The sequence below is a fragment of the Ruegeria sp. C10 genome (assembly GCF_056537805.1).
On the sequence record NZ_JBQFSC010000005.1, the window covers coordinates 45,964 to 62,567 of the forward strand.

Below are 16,604 nucleotides of genomic sequence, written 5' to 3' on the forward strand. Positions count from 1 at the left end.
TTTCCAGAAAGATCTTCATGAGCGTCCCGGAGCTTCGCCATCGAGCCCTACGTCAGCAGAGCTTCTATTTTGTCGAGGGTCGCTACACTGACAGCCACACCATCGTTCTTGGCCACCAAACGCTTTGCCTGGCGGCCGTCACCGGGCAAATGTGCGCCGTTCTGAGATCGGATCGCTTCGACAAGATCGACAATTCTGGAAGAAAATGCGTCATCCGCAGTCGCAGAAGCGTCAATTGCAATAAAGAACTGGCCTGTTTTCGGAGGCCCACCGGCGGTTCCCGAAAAAGGTGAGGCGTGTATCCCAAGCGTGGCACCAGTCAGCGCTGCAGCCAAAACCTCGGTCATCAGGGCAACGCCAACCCCCTTGTACCCACCCGATGGGGCCATGGAACCCTTAAGCCCAACATTCGGGTCGGTCGTAGGGTTGCCATCTGCGTCCAACGCCCAGCCAACCGGGATTGGTTTGCCTTCGCGCGCGTGTTTCATGACCTCGCTTTTGGCGATGGTGCTGGCGCTTTGATCGATCAGTAATGCGGGTTGGCCGTCGTTTCCAGGGACCGCGATTGAAAATGGGTTGGTTCCGACCACCGGTTTGGCACCCCCGGACGGCGCGATGGAGGCGGGCGCGTTGGTGAACCCAAGTCCCACAAAACCAGCCTGTGCCAGCCGGTAGGTGTGATACCCCAGCACGCCGCAGTTATAGCTGTTGCGGATCGCCAGCACCGCAACGCCCTGCGTGCGCGCCGCAGCGATCAATGCATCGAACCCCGCGTCGATCGCCGTGTGGGCGAACCCGGTCGCGGCGTCGACCGTCACTACGCCGGGGCGCGGCTGGGACAGCTGAGGGGTGGCCTGCCCATCTACCTTGCCGCACTGAACATGTTCGCAATAGATCGGGATATAGGCCAGACCATGGCTCGCTACCCCGTCCGCCTCGGTTGCGGCGGTTGCAATTGCCAATGGGCGCGCGTTTTCTTCGCTGGTGCCCGCGGACACCAACGCACGGAAAGAAAGATCCTCGATTTCAGCTAGGCTAAGGGTACGGGTTTCGATCATGTCGCTCTCTCATTCAGTCATTGTCGGACAGGCCAGCGCCGGCACCCAACAGTCGGGATTCATCGGTAGCAGGCGCGTAGGTGCGATGGGCAAATCGGTTGAGGGTGTCCCAGCAAACCGGGTCCGGGGTTGCGCGGGTCACGTGCGGTCGAGGGGTGGTAAGTTGGCCGCCCAGCGTGATCTGGGTGTGATCAGAAAACGATGGCCAATCCTGCCCCGCCTCCAGACGACCGCCATCCGTTGCGGCCCTGAACAGATCGCACGTATGCGTGATCACGTTATTCTGGGCGCGCGCTGCCGAGGCTACGAAGGGCAGCAAAAAGACAGGTACTGCGAGCTTCTGGATACGTATGGGACCTGCGTGCAGCAGGTCAGACCGATCAGAAAGCAACGCGCCCGTAATGATCGGACAAAGCACGCCTTGCCCCGCCCAAGCCGACTGCATCTCAACCGGGCGGTGATTCTTGAGTGAGGCCGCCAGACCTTGCTCCAACAATTGCGCAAGGGATTTCGTGCCATCAATCCCGTGTGCGCACAACCAACGTGTGGCTTTGCCCGCCTCTTCCGCCAGACCCCATGGATATCCGGCTCCGCGCGCGGCGCGTTTGGCCGTGGCTTCGACCTCATTCAGCGATACGTTCACGATCCTAGCTCCGGATAGACCCACAGATCGGCAGTCTTGCTGCTTAACTCTTCGGGATAAGGCGCGCCAGCATACATGCAGATACGTACCCAGCGGTCTGAACGAGGATCGAAATGCGTGGCACCAAAGAACGAGAGTTTGGCACGCAGCATGTCGATCGGCAGAACATCCGCGCTGATCGTGTTGTCGCGAATTTCGCCGTAAGGCGCGACGCGGCTCATTTGCGCGCGACGGATCGTGTGGCGGTGTTCAGGGTGTTCAAGTAGGAACTCGGCGATGGGTGCACCATCCGCCCATTCCGAAAGCGCGCTTTCGGCCAGAGCCGCGTCGCGCGCCGGGGCTAGCGGCTGTTCGTAGTCTGCAATCGGTTCGTCAAACCGCTCACCCAGCCGGGGCTCGAGCTTTTCCTCGGACACATACCAAGCGCGCGCGCAGTGTTCGGGCGCGTTCCAGTCCAGACCCATTGCCCAGCCAAAGCTGGCGCGGATCAGGTCGCGCACCGCGCCAACGGTCATCGTGCCATCAATCACATGCGCCGCACTGTTGCTGTCTGCCATACAGCTGGTCAGCCCATCGACCAGTTCTCCGTAGGGTTCAAGGATCAGCGAGGCCAGCAACTCCTGCCCTTCTTCGCTGAGCGCAGCCTGAGACCACAATATCAAGCGGTCCCACGGCTGATTGCCCGTCAGATCGGTCTTGTCGAGATAGTCCGATATTGCGCACAAGTCAGCATTCAGCGCCGCAAGCTTTTCGATCTGGATTGGATGTTCGGACTTCCACCACGAGATCGACAATTTGCTACGGGCGAAGATGTTGCGAAAATTGGCCGCTTCTGCCTCTGTTGCGGTCTCAATGGACCGAACCCGCGAGATCGCCTCTTCCCGGACCATGATCCAGTTGTTGAACAGGATCGGGTGATTGACGATGAAAGGTGCCATACCTAGCCCGGTCGAATTGCCTATACCCAGCCAACGCGCGATTTCCGGGTTCAACTCTGCGGTCTGGTCGCCACCCTTGGCGCGGGCCATATGTTGCACCAGATCGCGCACGAAGGTCCGCGTCAGGTAGACCGAAAGCATCTCGGCCTGAAATGGCGCGCTGACTTCGTCTCGGTCTGCAATCCTCTCACGATCTGCCGCGCCGAACTTGCCCGAGCCATACACGGCGGTTGTCCGCATCAGGTAACCGACCTTGTAAATCTGTTCGAGGTCGGGCTGCTGACCGGTGGCAAGACGATCCACGACATGTGCCCACAGACGCACCGAGCGGTTGGCCCGTGACAAGGACAGCTCGCTTTCGCTTACACGCCCGGCCTCTTGCAGAGGTACGTTTTGCGAAAGCCGCTCAATGTCTTCCGGGTCAGGAATTCCGTCAAACAACGCAAAGGTCGCGTCCCATGCCTCGGCGATCACCCGATCCGAGCGTTGCTCGGGTGGCAGATCATGGGCAAACGCCACCAACGAATAAGCGCGTTCCGGACCTTGTGCAGTGTAGACCGCGTGACCGACGCCCTTTTCATCAATCTGGAAGACTGGGCGGGTGAACGTCCAGTTTTCGGCAGCCATCCGACGGGTCAATTGCCGCATGAAACTTAGACGGCATTGATGCAACGATCCTAGACGGGACAGGCGCATCACAGTGGCCGGGTCGCGGCGTACGATATGCGGGTTTTGGTCCATCATGTGCCTTGTGGCCCAAAATTATCGGCAAAGAAGCGGTACCAGTTGCCGCCCATGATCCCCGCGACCTCGTCGGAGTTCATGCCAGTGGCGCGCAAGCCGGACTCGATGTTGCCGAAGTCGCGATTGTCCCGAAACCAGCCCGGCATTGGCGGGAAACCGGGGGCCGAGGCCGAACCCTCGCCATAGTCGATCTGTTTTGTCCAGCGCCCCACGCGCATCCATTCAACCACACTGTCGGGCTGATCTTGACACAGGTCGGTGCCAATCCCCAGATGCTGGACGCCATATGTATCTGCCGTGCGGGCGATCATCTCGCAGAAACTCTCCAACGTGCAGTCGGACTTGTCCTTCAGGTGATGAGGATAGACCGAAAAGCCCAGCATCCCACCATTTTCCGTCACCGCCCGGATCACCGCATCGCGCTTGTTGCGCAAAGCAGGTGACCATTCGTGCGGATTGGCATGGGTGATGGCAATGGGGCGCTCGGACAATTCCGCCGCTTCGATGGTCGACCGATCCGCCGAATGGCTCATGTCGACAACAAGGCCCACGCGGTTCATCTCTTTGATCACCTGCTTGCCCATGCGGGTGATGCCGGTGTCTTCGGCCTCGTAACAGCCGGTCGCCAGCAGCGACTGGTTGTTATAGGTCAGCTGCATGAAGCGAGCGCCCAGATCATGTAGAACCTCAACCAGACCGATATCGTCTTCGATCGGGGATGGGTTCTGAAACCCGAAGAACACAGCCGTCCGCCCCGTTTCGCGCGCGATGTCGATGTCGCAGGCCCAACGGCCTTTCATGATCAGGTCCGGGTATTGCTCGAACCAGCGATTCCACTTCTCAAAGTTCAGAACGGTTTCACGGAAATTCTCATGATAAGCGATGGTGACGTGGATCGCATCCACGCCGCCTTCGCGCAGTTGGCGGAAAATCTTCTCCGACCAGTTGGCATATTGCAGCCCGTCGATACGCATCAGACGGGGCCCGCGCTGATATAGGCGGTCTTGACGGTGGTATAGAACTCTGCCGCTGCTTTGCCTTGTTCGCGCGGCCCGTAAGAGCTGTCGCCGCGACCGCCAAAGGGTACGTGATAATCGGTGCCTGCCGTAGGCAGGTTCACGGTCACCACGCCGGTGCGCGCGTTGCGGCGGAAATGGGTGGCGCGGGCCAGAGATTTGGTCACGATGCCCGAGGTCAAGCCGAAATTGGTGTCGTTCACCACACTCAGCGCCTCGTCATAGCTGCCAACCTTGATGACGCTGGTCAGCGGCGCGAACATTTCCTCGCGGTTTATGCGCATGTCGTTGGTGGTGTTCAGGAACACGCCCGGCGACATGTAGAAGCCCTCATGCGGCATCTCTAGGCGCTGTCCACCGCAGGCCAGTTCGGCCCCTTCAGATTTACCCAGATCGACATAGGCGAGGTTCTCGCCTAGTTGCTGCTGGCTTACGACGGGGCCCATCTGAACACCTTCTTCCAGCGCGTGGCCAACTTTCATCGCCTGCGCGCCTGCGACGAGTTTCTCGACAAAAGCATCATGGATGCCTGCATGCACCACCAGCCGCGACGAGGCGGTGCATTTCTGACCGGTGCCGCCGAATGCACCACCCAGCGCCAGCTTCACCGCCAGATCCAGATCGGCGTCGTCCATCACGGCCAGCGCGTTTTTCGACCCCATCTCCATCTGTACCTTGGTCAGGTTCTGGATCGCCGCCGCCGCGATGCCCTTGCCGACCGGAACCGAACCGGTGAAGGAAATCGCGTTGACCTTGGGGCTTTCGACCAGACGTTGGCCAATCGAACGGCCCGAGCCCATCACCAGGCTGAACAGACCCTTGGGAATGTCCTGCCGTTCGATGATTTCGGTCAGTGCCACGGCCGAGGCCGGGGTGATGTTCGCCGGTTTCCACACCACAGCGTTGCCATAGCACAGCGCGGGCGCAATCTTCCACGAAGCGGTCGCGGTGGGAAAGTTCCACGGGCTGATAATGGCGACAACACCCACCGCTTCGCGGCGCACGTCAATCTCGATGTCGGGGCGAACGGAGTCGGCGTTTTCCCCAATCTGACGAAGACATTCAGCGGCGTAGTAGGTAAAGAACTGACCCGCTCGATAGACCTCGCCCTTACCTTCGGCCAGCGGCTTGCCCTCTTCCCGGCTGAGCAACGTGCCCAGTTCCTCGGCGCGGGTCATCAGCTCGTTACCGATGGCGTTCAGAACGGCCTGCTTACGTTCCAGCCCATAGGCAGCCCATTCAGCTTGCGCGATACGCGCCTGATCAAGCGTCGCTTCAAGTTGGTCGCTGCTGGCTTGCGCGAACATACCAACCAGGTCAGTCAAATCAGAAGGGTTGCGGTTTTCGATTTCGCTTTCGCCTGCCAGCCATTCGCCAGCGATCAGGTTCAGTTTGGTCACAATGCGCCCCAGAGTCAGAATTCGTTTGTCACAGGATGGATTTTCCGATGCACATCAGTCAAACTCAAATAACTTAAACAAACTTCAAGGAACCTGAAGTTGGTAATCAAGATTGAGATGCTGCGTTGCTTTTGCACGGTGGCCCAGACCGGGAACCTGTCCGAGGCCGCCGACCGCCTTGGTCGAACGCAATCAGCCGTCTCGATGACATTGAAGCAGCTCGAAGACCATCTGGGCAAAAAGCTGTTCGAAGGCGAGCGCAAGAACCAGCTTTCCCCGCTGGGTGAGCAGGTACTCGATCTGGGCTTGCGGCAAGTGCGCCAATTCGATCAGACCGTCCAGAATATCGAGGCCGCCGCGCTGGCCGAACAGGGTTTGATCCGGATCGTATCCGTCCCGTCGGTTGGCGCGTTGATCTTTCCACCACTATTGCACCACATGAGCAGCGAATCCCCCGGGGTGAAGATCGAGCTGCGCGACACCGACACGCAGCAGGTGTTGGATGCCATCGCTCAGGATCAGGCAGATATCGGAATCGCATCCGGGTATCACGCCCTGAACGGCATCCAAACCATTCCGCTATTTCAGGACTCCTTTGGATTGGTCGCGGCCTCGGATCATCCTCTGATCACACGCGCAGAACCGCTGAATATCCCCGACATCGCCAGCGCGCCCTTTGTCCGAAACACGTTGTGCGATCTGATTCAAACGCCGGCTTTCCATACGGCAATCAAAAACGCCGAGATCACAATTCACAACACGCATTCATTGATCACGCTGGTGCGATCGGGCGAGTGGATCACAGTGCTTCCTCAAACCGTTGCCGAATTCTTGCCGGAGGCGGTGTCTTACCGCCCGATCACGGACCTTCACGACAAAAGGCAAGTGTATCTCTATGTCCGCGAGCGTTCGCGCTTCCAATATCTGACCGAGCAGTGTTGCGCGTTCATCCTGTCCCGTGATTTCGCGTGAGGGACGGGGTCGATTAGACCTTTCGCCTTCAACCGCCCCTGAGACGCTGCATCAGATAAACCTCGGCACCTTCCGGAATCGGCTCGGACAGTCCGGTCGCGATGATGCGCCCGTCCAACGCCACCGAGACCCCCGCATCGATCGGTGCCTGCAGCCGGGGATGTATACGCACCAGTTCCTGCAGCAATTCGCCCGTGGTGGCGGCCTCAACCTCGACCACCTCGAGACCCCCGGTCAAAGACCGGAGGCTAGACCAGAGGTGGACCTCAACCATTGTCCTTGAGCGCGGCAAGAATGCGCGGCGGGGACATTGGCAGTTGCTTCAGGCGTACACCGGTCGCGTTGGAGACCGCGTTGGCGATGGCGGCCAAGGGCGGCACGATGCCGGTCTCTCCCACGCCGCGTACACCGAACGGGTGGCCGGGGTTGGGCACTTCGACGATCACCGTGTCGATCATCGGCAGGTCGCTGGCGACCGGGATGCGGTAGTCGAGGAAGATCGAATTCTGCAGACGACCGTCGTCGCCATAGATGTATTCCTCGTTCAGCGCCCAGCCAATGCCCTGCGCGGCACCGCCCTGAAACTGGCCTTCTACATAGGTCGGGTGGATCGCCTTGCCCGCGTCCTGGATGACCGTGTAGCGGGTGATGCTGGTCTTGCCGGTTTCCGGATCAACCTCAGCATCGACGATATGGGTGCCGAACGACACGCCCGCACCTTCCGGTGTAGCCTCGAAATGGCCCGAGATCGGGCCGCCGGTCGCGCCCATATGGGCGGTGATATCGGCCAGTGGGCGCGGATCGAAGTCACCGGCGTTGGGGCCCGAAGGCACGGCACAGCCATTCTCCCACTTCACCGCATCAACCGGAATGCCCCAGCTGGCTGCGGCGCGGGCGCATAGTTGCTCGACCGCGTGGCGCGCCGCCTTGATGGTTGCAAGACCCGAGGCATAGGTCACGCGACTGCCGTGGCTTACATCATTATAACCCAGCGTTGCGGTATCGGCGACGGTGACGCGGATGTTCTCGTAGGGAATACCCAGAACCTCGGCCGCCATCAGCGCCATTGACGCGCGTGATCCGCCGATATCCGGCGTACCGACCATGACTTGGGCCGAGCCGTCCTCGGACAGGGCCAGCGACACGGATGTCTCGCCGCCATGGTTGAACCAGAACCCGCAGGAGATCCCACGCCCCTGCCCCGGTTTCAGCGGCGCCGCGTAATGCGGGTGCGCTTTCGCAGCTTCCAGCGTTTCGACCAGACCGATGCGCTCATAGGTCGGGCCATAGCTGGCCTTGGTGCCTTCATGCGCCGCGTTTTTCAGACGCACATCCACCGGGTCGAGGCCCAGTTTGTTGCACAGCTCATCCAGAACGGATTCGACCGCAAACGCGCCCATCGGAGCGCCCGGTGCACGATAGGCGGCCTGTTTCGGGCGGTTGGCCATCACGTCATAGCCGACCTGACGCACATTGGTCAGGTTGTAGGGTGCAAAGGCGCACATGGCGGTCATGTCGCCGGGCGCACCCGGGAAGGCTCCACCTTGCAGGCGGAAAATGCCCTGAGCCGCCGTGATGGTGCCGTCTTTCTTCATACCGATCTTGATATCCATCGACGCCGATGAGGTCGGGCCGGTCGCACGGAACACCTCGGACCGGGTCATCACGATCTTTACGGGGCGGTTGGCCTTGCGGCTGAGCGCCAACGCAACCGGTTCGATGAACACAGTGGTCTTACCACCAAAGCCGCCGCCGATCTCAGACGCGGTCACACGCAGTTGTGAGGTTTCGATGCCCAGCAACGCCGCGCAGGTTTTCTGTGCGATCCAATGGCCCTGGGTGGTGCACCAAAGCTCACCTTTGCCGTCAGTACCCAGAGACCCCATGCAGGCATGAGGTTCAATGTAACCCTGATGGGTTGCTTCGGTAACGAAGCTGTCCTCAATTACCAGATCCGCCTCGGCAAATCCGGCTTCGACATCTCCGTGGCCGCTTTCGTGATAGCGCACTACGTTGGGGTGCATCCCCTCGGGCACCGAGTAGTCCGCCGCGCCTTCGCGGATGACGGGCGCGTCGGGGGCCATCGCCTTGTCCACATCTGTGACATGGGGCAAAACTTCATATTCAACCTCGATCAGCTTCAGCGCATCGCGTGCCGCCAAGGCTGATGTCGCTGCAACTGCTGCTACCGCGTGGCCGTCATACAGAGCCTTTTCGCCCGCCATGACATTTTCCAGCACGTTCCAGAATTCGCCTTCCAGCCCCGGCTTGAACGGAACATCGGCGAAATCGGCGCGGGTCACGACGGCTTTGACGTCTTTGTGGGCCTCGGCCTTTGAAGCATCAATCTTGACGATCCGCGCATGGGCATGGGGTGAACGCAGGATGGCGCCATGCAACATGCCGGGGGCTGAGATATCCGCACCGAACTTGGCGCGGCCCGTCACCTTGTCCAGACCGTCAGGGCGATCGGGTCGGGTGCCAACAAACGTGAAGTCAGATTTGCGATCGTCCAGTGCCATTACGAAGCCTCCCGCATCTCAGCCGCCGTATCCATCACGGCGCGAATGATTTTGTCATAGCCGGTGCAGCGGCAGAGATTGCCTGCCAGCCAGTACCGGGTTTCCTCTTCGGTGGGATTGGGGTTCTTTTCCAGCAGCGACTTGGCCGCCACCAGAATGCCCGGGGTACAGATGCCGCATTGCAGGGCGGCATACTCGATCATCTTCTTTTGCAGCGGATGCAGGACGTCGCCGTCCGCGATCCCTTCGACCGTTTCGATCTGCTTGCCTTCAGCCTCGACGCCCAACATCAGGCATGAACACACAAGACGGCCATCGACGCTGACCGAACAAGCACCGCAATCGCCGGTGCCGCAGCCCTCTTTCGCGCCGGTCAGGTTCAGCTTGTCGCGCAGACAGTCCAGCAGGGTTTCGCGTGGGTCGCAGAGGTATTCAACCGCGTCCCCATTTACGGTGGTGGATACGTGGAACTTACTCATACGTCTTCTCCCTTTGCGCGGGCATAGGCGATTTTTGCGGCGCGCTTGGCCAGAACGCCAGCAACTTCGGTGCGGAATGCAATAGTGCCGCGTTTGTCATCAATGGGGTTGCAGGCAGCCGAGGCCGCTGCAGCGAGCGCGTCCAGCGCCGCGTCATCCAACGTGCTGCCGATAATCGCTTTCGCACAGTCTTCGACCAGCAGTACGGTCGGCGCGACAGCGCCCAGCGAGACACGCGCTTCGGTGATGGTATCACCATCCAGCCGCAAGCTTACGCCCACACCAACCACCGCGATGTCCATCTCAGTGCGCGGGATAAAGCGCAGATAGGCGTCACCGGCATTGTCGCCACGCGCTGGAATGTTGACCGCCGAGATCAGTTCGCCTTTGGCCAGTGAGGTCTTGCCAGGTCCCGTCGGGATGTCTTCGACCGCCACCTCTCGTGTGCCGTCCGGGCCAGTCACGGTAACCGTAACGCCTGCCGCAACCATAGCTGGCACCGAATCCGCCGCCGGAGAGCCATTGCACAGATTCCCGGTCAGCGTCGCACGCCCCTGTACCTGAGTCGATCCAATCAGGTCCATCGCCTCGACCACACCCGGCCAATCGCGGCCCAACGCGGCGTGCTCGCTCATCTCGGCGCCGGTCGCGGCGACGCCCAGCGTCCAGCTGCCATCGGCATTGCGGGTAATTTCGCTAACGCCATCGATCTTCTTGATGTCGATCAGCGTATCGGGCGTCACCAATTCCGAGCGCAACTGCACCAGCACATCGGTGCCGCCTGCCAGAAACCGAGTGATGCCCGTTGCATTTGCGGCCAGAGCCGACGCCTCGGCAAAGCTGGCGGGGCTGTGATAATCCATGAAAGTACCTCGCACCTGTTGATCAGGATAGACTGGGGTTCGCCGGGGACGTTAGTGCAGCAAGTCGGCGGCGTCCATGGCTGGAACGACCAATTTTTGGGATTCAAAATGTCGTTTTATCGAGAGCAATCACAGATCGATCTCGATCACCCCGTCTGCCCGGGCCGCCCGGCTTTGGCACAGTATGATCGCACCTTCGCGTTGTTTGTTGGACAAAACGAAATCGCGGTGTTCGATCTCACCTGAAATCACGTCACATTTGCAGACCCCGCAGATCCCATCAGCGCATTTCACATCCACGTGAAAGCCCGCCTCATTAAGTACCTGCGCCGCATCTTTGTCAGCGGGTACAGTCAACTCCCGACCCGATTTCGCCAATTTCAGAGTGAACGGATGGTTCTCATATTCGGGCTGTTCCGGCACCGAGAAATATTCGAGATGCCGTACACCTTCCGGAAACCCCTGCCGTTCGGCTGCGTGAATGACGCCGTCCATATAGCGGTCAGGGCCGCAGGTATAAACGTGCCATCCGTCCTGATATCCGCCCAGAACAGCCTCCAGATCGGCCCGTGTGCCCTCGTCCGAGAAGTGATAGTGCACGTGATCGGCCCATGGCACAGCCGCCAGATCATCCAGATATCCGGCACCTGCTCGTGTGCTGGCGGAATAGTGTAACTCGAACGGTTTGCCCAACTCATACAGTCGGTGGGCAAAAGCAATCATCGGCGTGATGCCAATACCACCGCCCATCAGGAAGGTTTTGGTTGCAGTCTCGTCCAGCTCAAAATGGTTTATCGGCTTTGAGATGAAGACCTTGCGCCCTTCGTTGAAGATGCGGTGCAGCAAGGCCGAGCCGCCGCGCCCCTCATCCTCGCGCAGCACGCCGATCTGATAAGTGTTGCGGTCGGAGGGATCGCCCGACATCGAGTACTGCCGCAGGAATTCGGGCGAAACCAGCACGTCCAGATGCGCACCCGCCGTCCATTTCGGCAAGGGCGCACCGTCGAGGGTTGAGAACTCGTACTTGGTGACATCCGAGGTCATCTTGTCGACCTTGGTTAATTCCACCCGCATCACCGGGGCGTCCCCTGCGACCTGATAACGGTGGATCACAGACATATCGCCGGCCGCTTTTCGCGCTTTGTAGTCTTCAGCTGTGACCATCGCCTCATAGGCGGCAATTCCGGCTTCCCGGTCCATGTTGAAGGGATAGGGCCATGGGTGCGGAGCGAGCGGAGCGGGGTAGACCGCAAGCGTCTGATCCTCGTACTTCAAATCGAGGTCTTTTTGTAGGTCCCGCCGGTTCAATGGGTGCTGCGACGGGCGATAGGCCCCGTCAGGTTCCAGCTCGATATCCCACCACCATTTCTTGATGTTATTTAGACCACCATTGCCGACCGCATCATCCAGTTTGGCCAATGCAGGCGCGGCCTGCGGAATATTCATCGCGGCCCATCGGAACGGGCGTTCCTTGAATATACCTTCGAGATTCCACGGGCAGGTCTTCATGCATCGTCCGCACATCGCCCCCCCGGGCGTGGTGATACGGTAAGTGGCGCATTTCTGGCTGTCGGATTTCCAGATTTCATAGCCGTTGAACATCAGCTTTGGCCCGGCAGTGATCGCGCCCGAAGGGCATTCCCGAGCGCATTTGTTGCAGCTTTCGCAAAACGTCTGAAGGCCGAAATCGATGGGTTTGTCATGCGTCATCGGCATGTCGGTTGTCACGACACCGGATTTCAGGCGCGGGCCAAGATAGGGGTTCAGGATCACCTCACCGATCCGACTGACCTCCCCCAACCCCGACAACAGCAGCAGCGGCGGTTGCAGCACCTCGCCATCCATCACCGTATGCGCCTTGGCCTTGTAGCCGAGATTTCGGATTTGCTGCGCGATCACGCCCCCCAGCAGTGAAAACCGCAGATAGGCGCGCATGGATTGGGCCACGCTGATCCAGTCATCCCCGCTGGCGCCTTCCATCGTCTCATAGCCCTGGTCGATGATCATGCTGATCGCCTGATCATGGGGCGGAACGATTTCTTCTCCAGTGGCGTCATGGGAATACCAGCTCCACTCGGGGCACCGGCTGAGCCCGACCGCATCGACCCCAAGGAAATAGGTTGCAGCCTTGATATTCGCGGCATTTCTTTCGGTATCTGTGGGCTGTACAGCCTCGGCGCTGTCACCGTCCTGCAGCAAAACAAATGCGCCCAGCGCGCGGCGTTGGGCGAAGCTGGGGGCGGATTTGCGCACGTAATGCCCGCCCTTTGTCGCATCCTGCAGCGATTTTCCCATGTCGCCGAACTGAGCCCGCGCAAACATGTCTGCGCGTTTGGGCACCCGGGCTACGTTTTGCTCGTCGATATAGGTGGTCGGTGTGTCGACTCGTTTGAGGTTTTCAAAAGGATGTGCCCCGTCCACATAGCGCCGCTTGGCATAGGCATCCCGGTTCACAGCGTTCTTGGCGAAGCCTGCACCCAGCCACCATGCAGGTCCTTGCGTGCGGAACCACGGTTGTTCGGCCAGCGGTCGCAAGGGTCGGTCATGCGCGATCTCCATTTCGGTGGTCACAGCGGCCAATCCGAACCGCTTACCCAACCAAGGCACCACAACCGCACCATCCTCAACCGAGGCCAGACCCGCAGCAACTGCCAGCTTGCCCAGATCAACCTCAGAGGACATCGCCGTATGCGCCCGCGCATCGAAACCCAGGAGGCGGATGTAGTTGGCAATGACCACAGCATTCTCGGTGGCAAGCAAACAGGCGCGGTGATCCTGCGCATCCATGATCCAATCGGACCCGGGCTCCGAGGGGTCCGGATCGCGGTTGAACTCATAGAGAAACACGAGCGTATGGCGATGACGGTCCATCGGGCGTGGCGCGGCCTCCATGCTTTCTTTTAGATCCGCCATGATCACATCGATGCCTGAGGCCAGCGTTTTGGTTTGCCGTGTCCTTAGCGCATGTGCCAGCCGGTCGATATCCGGGTTACGCCGAGGCTCAGCCAGCATCGCCTCCGCGGGTAGCGGCCCGCAGCCCATCATCGACGCATCGTTGAAATAGCCAAACGCTTTCAGATGATTGGCACGATCTGCTGGGTTGGCAGGAATTTCCGATGCTACGGGGTTCACAAATCCATCCCGAATTGCGTCCATCATCGCCTGAAACTCGCCCATCGCATTCACGATGCTTTCGGGCTGCTCGGGCCTGCGAAAGCTAAGCGCACACATCGGTTCGACCTGCGCCAGATCAGGCATCCGACCCTGCCGCGCCAGCCGTTCCAGCGGGAACGGACCCATGTGAACAGGTCTGTTCTTGTCCGAGAAAAAGCGGATCCCCATCGCGCGCCTCCAGTTAGCTGCCCTTTCCCCTACCCCGGCATGGACACCAAATCCATTCATGAATAATCATAAATGGTATGAGCAGAATTGATTTCACAGATCTGGACGGCAAGGTCCTACGGGTGTTCCTGACGATACTCGAAGAAAGCTCGGTGTCGAAAGCTGCCGACCGGTTAGGGGTGACGCAATCGGCCATCAGCCATACGCTGGGCAAGTTGCGGCAAGTGCTGGGCGATCCACTATTTGTCCGATCCGGACAGGGGCTGACCCCGACCGAACGCGCTTTGTCGTTGAAAGAGCCGGTGCAACAGGTGCTGGATAACATGCGCGCCCTGACCGAAGGTCGCCCGTTTGATCCGCTGTCCGAACAGATGGACATTCAGATCGCCACCAACGACATGCCGCGTGAGTTGATCTTTCCCGAACTTCTGCGGGCGACACGCGCCGAAGGCGTCAGGTTGCGGCTGGAGTTCATCCCGTCGGGTGTTCCCGACCCGGACTTGCTGCGCAGCGACCGGTGTCAATTGATGCTCACCCCGCTGCCACCGGACGGGCCGGATATCTTTCAGAAGCGGCTGATCACCAGCCCGTTGTTGGTATTCTATGATGCCGCTCACCGTGATCCGCCTGAGGATTGGCAATCCTATTGCAATAGCGATCATGTTGAGGTGCGATTTGCCGACGGGCGCAACGCCCGTGCCGTGATGCGTGGCGTGGATCAAAGCCAGATCAGACCGCCCGTCGTAACCCTGCCGCATTTCAACGCGATCCCGCCATTCGTGAAAGGCAGCGACCTGATCTCGACCGATACGGAGTTGATGAAATGCGGGCCGCTTGCCACGCTGGACAGTGCGCCACTGCCGTTCAAATGCGAAGCAGTGTCAATCTATATGGTCTGGCACCAACGCTCGGCCAACGACCCGGCACATCGTTGGTTACGCGACCGGATCGACGCGATTGCGGCCTCGCTTCAGACCTGAGATAGCAACCAGTCGCGCATCTGTTTCACCAGCTCCGGTTGGCGCGGTTTCTGCGGGGTGACGATGAAAAAGCTCAAATCGTCAACCAGCACCTCAGAGAGCGGCTGCATCAATCGACCCGAAGCCAGTTCCGCAGACACAAGTGGCGCATTGGCCAGCGCAAAGCCTTGCCCCGAGACAGCGGCGTCTATCGCCAGACTTGTCTGGCTGAAACTCATCATCCGCGGCTTCCCCTCGACCCCGGCGCGTTCAAGAAACAACGGCCACAGCCCATGGGAATCGCTGAGCAAAACGTGTTGCATCAGGTCGTCTGGACCTGAAATTTGCGATGCGAGGTCCGGACTGCCCACGACAACGAATTCGGTCGAGAACAAAGGTGTTGCTTGCAGATCTCGAGCAACCGGTGAACGGCTCTGGCGTACTGCAATATCGATTCCATCAGACTGGAAATCCGCCAACCGCTCGCGCGCGTCAACCTGCACCGAGATATCGGGATGGCGGGTCACAAAATCATTCAGACGCGGCACCAGCCATTTTGAGGCAAAGCTGGGCGTGACCGAGATCGTGATCTGCCGCTGATCAGCCAGCTCATCGACAGCCTCTTCAATCAGCCGAAACGCCCGACGCAGCGGCGCGTGGAACCGACGCCCCGCTTCGGTCAAGCGCAACCCACGTGGTAGTCGTTCAAAGAGTGCAGTGCCCAGCCGCGCCTCCAACCCCCGCACCTGCTGCGCAACGGCCCCTTGGGTTACGCCGATTTCTTCCGCAGCCAAGCGAAAGTTCAAGTGGCGTGCCGAGGCCTCAAAGGCGCGCATCGCATTGAGAGGTGGAAGAGCGGGCATAACTAGACTGTAGATTTTCTACAGCCTATGCGCAATAGAACTGATTGGTCAAAGTGAACGCTGCCAGCCATCTTTATACCAAACATCGCAAAGGAGCGTGAAGATGGAAAAAGTAGCTTTGATCACGGCAGGCGGCAGCGGTATGGGCGCGGATTCCGCGCGCAGATTGGCGGCGGATGGTTTCAAAGTCGGCATCCTTTCCTCGTCAGGCAAGGGTGAGGCGCTGGCGCATGAGTTGGGTGGCGTGGGCATCACGGGCTCGAACCAGTCGAATGATGACCTGCAGAAACTGGTCGATGCTGCAATGTCCCATTGGGGGCGGATCGATGTGCTGGTGAACTCAGCCGGGCACGGGCCCCGCGCTGCGGTGCTTGAGCTGACCGATGAGGACTGGCACACCGGCATGGATGTCTATTTCATGAATGCCGTAAGACCTACGCGACTAGTGACCCCTATCATGCAAACGCAGGGCGGTGGATCGATCATCAACATCTCAACCTTTGCTGCGTTTGAACCGGACCCGGTTTTTCCTACCTCGGGCGTATTCCGCGCCGGGCTGGCGGCGTTTACCAAGCTGTTCTCGGACAAATACGCCGCCGACAACATCCGCATGAACAACGTCTTGCCCGGGTTCATCGACAGCCTTCCGGAAAAAGAAGAGTTCCGCACACGCATCCCGATGGGCCGCTACGGGCGCAGCTATGATGAGATCGCCTCGGTCGTGGCTATGCTCGCCTCAGAAGGCGGAGGCTACATAACCGGGCAGAACATCCGCGTCGATGGCGGTATCACCCGGTCTGTCTGA

General features: G+C 59.7%; 14 protein-coding genes. 3 read left to right on the forward strand and 11 right to left on the reverse strand.

What is annotated here, in order from left to right; translation table 11 throughout:
- Positions 1–47 precede the first annotated feature (47 nt).
- The 5 genes from ACR0DE_RS18585 to ACR0DE_RS18605 are packed head-to-tail and all read right to left on the reverse strand — an operon-like array spanning position 48 to position 5,799.
- Positions 48–1,058, reverse strand: a complete 1,011-nt coding sequence (locus ACR0DE_RS18585) for an Ldh family oxidoreductase (protein WP_480754699.1) — start codon at positions 1,056–1,058, stop codon at positions 48–50.
- Between the two features lie 13 nt (positions 1,059–1,071).
- Positions 1,072–1,701 carry a DUF3726 domain-containing protein gene (locus ACR0DE_RS18590; protein ID WP_480754701.1) on the reverse strand — a complete coding sequence of 210 codons (630 nt, stop codon included), beginning with the start codon at positions 1,699–1,701 and terminating at the stop codon, positions 1,072–1,074.
- Entirely contained in the window at positions 1,698–3,380 is a 1,683-nt protein-coding gene (locus tag ACR0DE_RS18595) for a hypothetical protein (protein ID WP_480754881.1), read from the reverse strand. Before ACR0DE_RS18595 ends, ACR0DE_RS18590 begins: the two co-directional genes overlap by 4 nt.
- Positions 3,380–4,357, reverse strand: a complete 978-nt coding sequence (locus ACR0DE_RS18600) for a membrane dipeptidase (RefSeq protein ID WP_480754703.1) — start codon at positions 4,355–4,357, stop codon at positions 3,380–3,382. Before ACR0DE_RS18600 ends, ACR0DE_RS18595 begins: the two co-directional genes overlap by 1 nt.
- Positions 4,357–5,799, reverse strand: coding sequence for an aldehyde dehydrogenase family protein (locus ACR0DE_RS18605; RefSeq protein WP_480754705.1), 1,443 nt, complete (start codon positions 5,797–5,799; stop codon positions 4,357–4,359). Before ACR0DE_RS18605 ends, ACR0DE_RS18600 begins: the two co-directional genes overlap by 1 nt.
- 99 nt (positions 5,800–5,898) lie before the next feature.
- On the opposite strand from ACR0DE_RS18605, the gene ACR0DE_RS18610 reads away from it, so the two are divergent.
- Complete coding sequence (locus ACR0DE_RS18610) at positions 5,899–6,771, forward strand: LysR family transcriptional regulator (protein WP_480754708.1); 873 nt, start codon at positions 5,899–5,901, stop codon at positions 6,769–6,771.
- A gap of 28 nt (positions 6,772–6,799) precedes the next feature.
- Here the strand turns inward: ACR0DE_RS18610 and ACR0DE_RS18615 are convergent, their stop codons facing one another.
- From ACR0DE_RS18615 to ACR0DE_RS18635, 5 genes are all read right to left on the reverse strand, one after another.
- The gene (locus tag ACR0DE_RS18615; RefSeq protein ID WP_480754709.1) at positions 6,800–7,045 is read right to left on the reverse strand and encodes a MoaD/ThiS family protein; all 246 of its coding nucleotides are present in this window, start codon (positions 7,043–7,045) and stop codon (positions 6,800–6,802) included.
- Complete coding sequence (locus ACR0DE_RS18620; protein ID WP_480754711.1) at positions 7,038–9,293, reverse strand: xanthine dehydrogenase family protein molybdopterin-binding subunit; 2,256 nt, start codon at positions 9,291–9,293, stop codon at positions 7,038–7,040. Before ACR0DE_RS18620 ends, ACR0DE_RS18615 begins: the two co-directional genes overlap by 8 nt.
- On the reverse strand, positions 9,293–9,772 hold the full coding sequence (locus tag ACR0DE_RS18625) for a (2Fe-2S)-binding protein (RefSeq protein WP_170408211.1): 480 nt from the start codon (positions 9,770–9,772) through the stop codon (positions 9,293–9,295). Before ACR0DE_RS18625 ends, ACR0DE_RS18620 begins: the two co-directional genes overlap by 1 nt.
- On the reverse strand, positions 9,769–10,635 hold the full coding sequence (locus tag ACR0DE_RS18630) for an FAD binding domain-containing protein (protein WP_480754714.1): 867 nt from the start codon (positions 10,633–10,635) through the stop codon (positions 9,769–9,771). Before ACR0DE_RS18630 ends, ACR0DE_RS18625 begins: the two co-directional genes overlap by 4 nt.
- A 129-nt stretch (positions 10,636–10,764) precedes the next feature.
- The gene (locus tag ACR0DE_RS18635) at positions 10,765–13,977 is read right to left on the reverse strand and encodes a reductive dehalogenase (protein WP_480754716.1); all 3,213 of its coding nucleotides are present in this window, start codon (positions 13,975–13,977) and stop codon (positions 10,765–10,767) included.
- 77 nt (positions 13,978–14,054) lie between these two features.
- Here ACR0DE_RS18635 and ACR0DE_RS18640 point away from each other — a divergent pair, with 77 nt between their 5' ends.
- The gene (locus ACR0DE_RS18640; protein WP_170398397.1) at positions 14,055–14,957 is read left to right on the forward strand and encodes a LysR family transcriptional regulator; all 903 of its coding nucleotides are present in this window, start codon (positions 14,055–14,057) and stop codon (positions 14,955–14,957) included.
- Here ACR0DE_RS18640 and ACR0DE_RS18645 read toward each other — a convergent pair.
- Positions 14,948–15,799 carry a LysR substrate-binding domain-containing protein gene (locus ACR0DE_RS18645; RefSeq protein ID WP_480754718.1) on the reverse strand — a complete coding sequence of 284 codons (852 nt, stop codon included), beginning with the start codon at positions 15,797–15,799 and terminating at the stop codon, positions 14,948–14,950. The two genes, ACR0DE_RS18640 and ACR0DE_RS18645, sit on opposite strands and share 10 nt — an antisense overlap.
- 103 nt (positions 15,800–15,902) lie before the next feature.
- Between ACR0DE_RS18645 and ACR0DE_RS18650 the strand changes: the two genes are divergently transcribed.
- Positions 15,903–16,604, forward strand: a complete 702-nt coding sequence (locus tag ACR0DE_RS18650) for an SDR family oxidoreductase (RefSeq protein WP_480504100.1) — start codon at positions 15,903–15,905, stop codon at positions 16,602–16,604.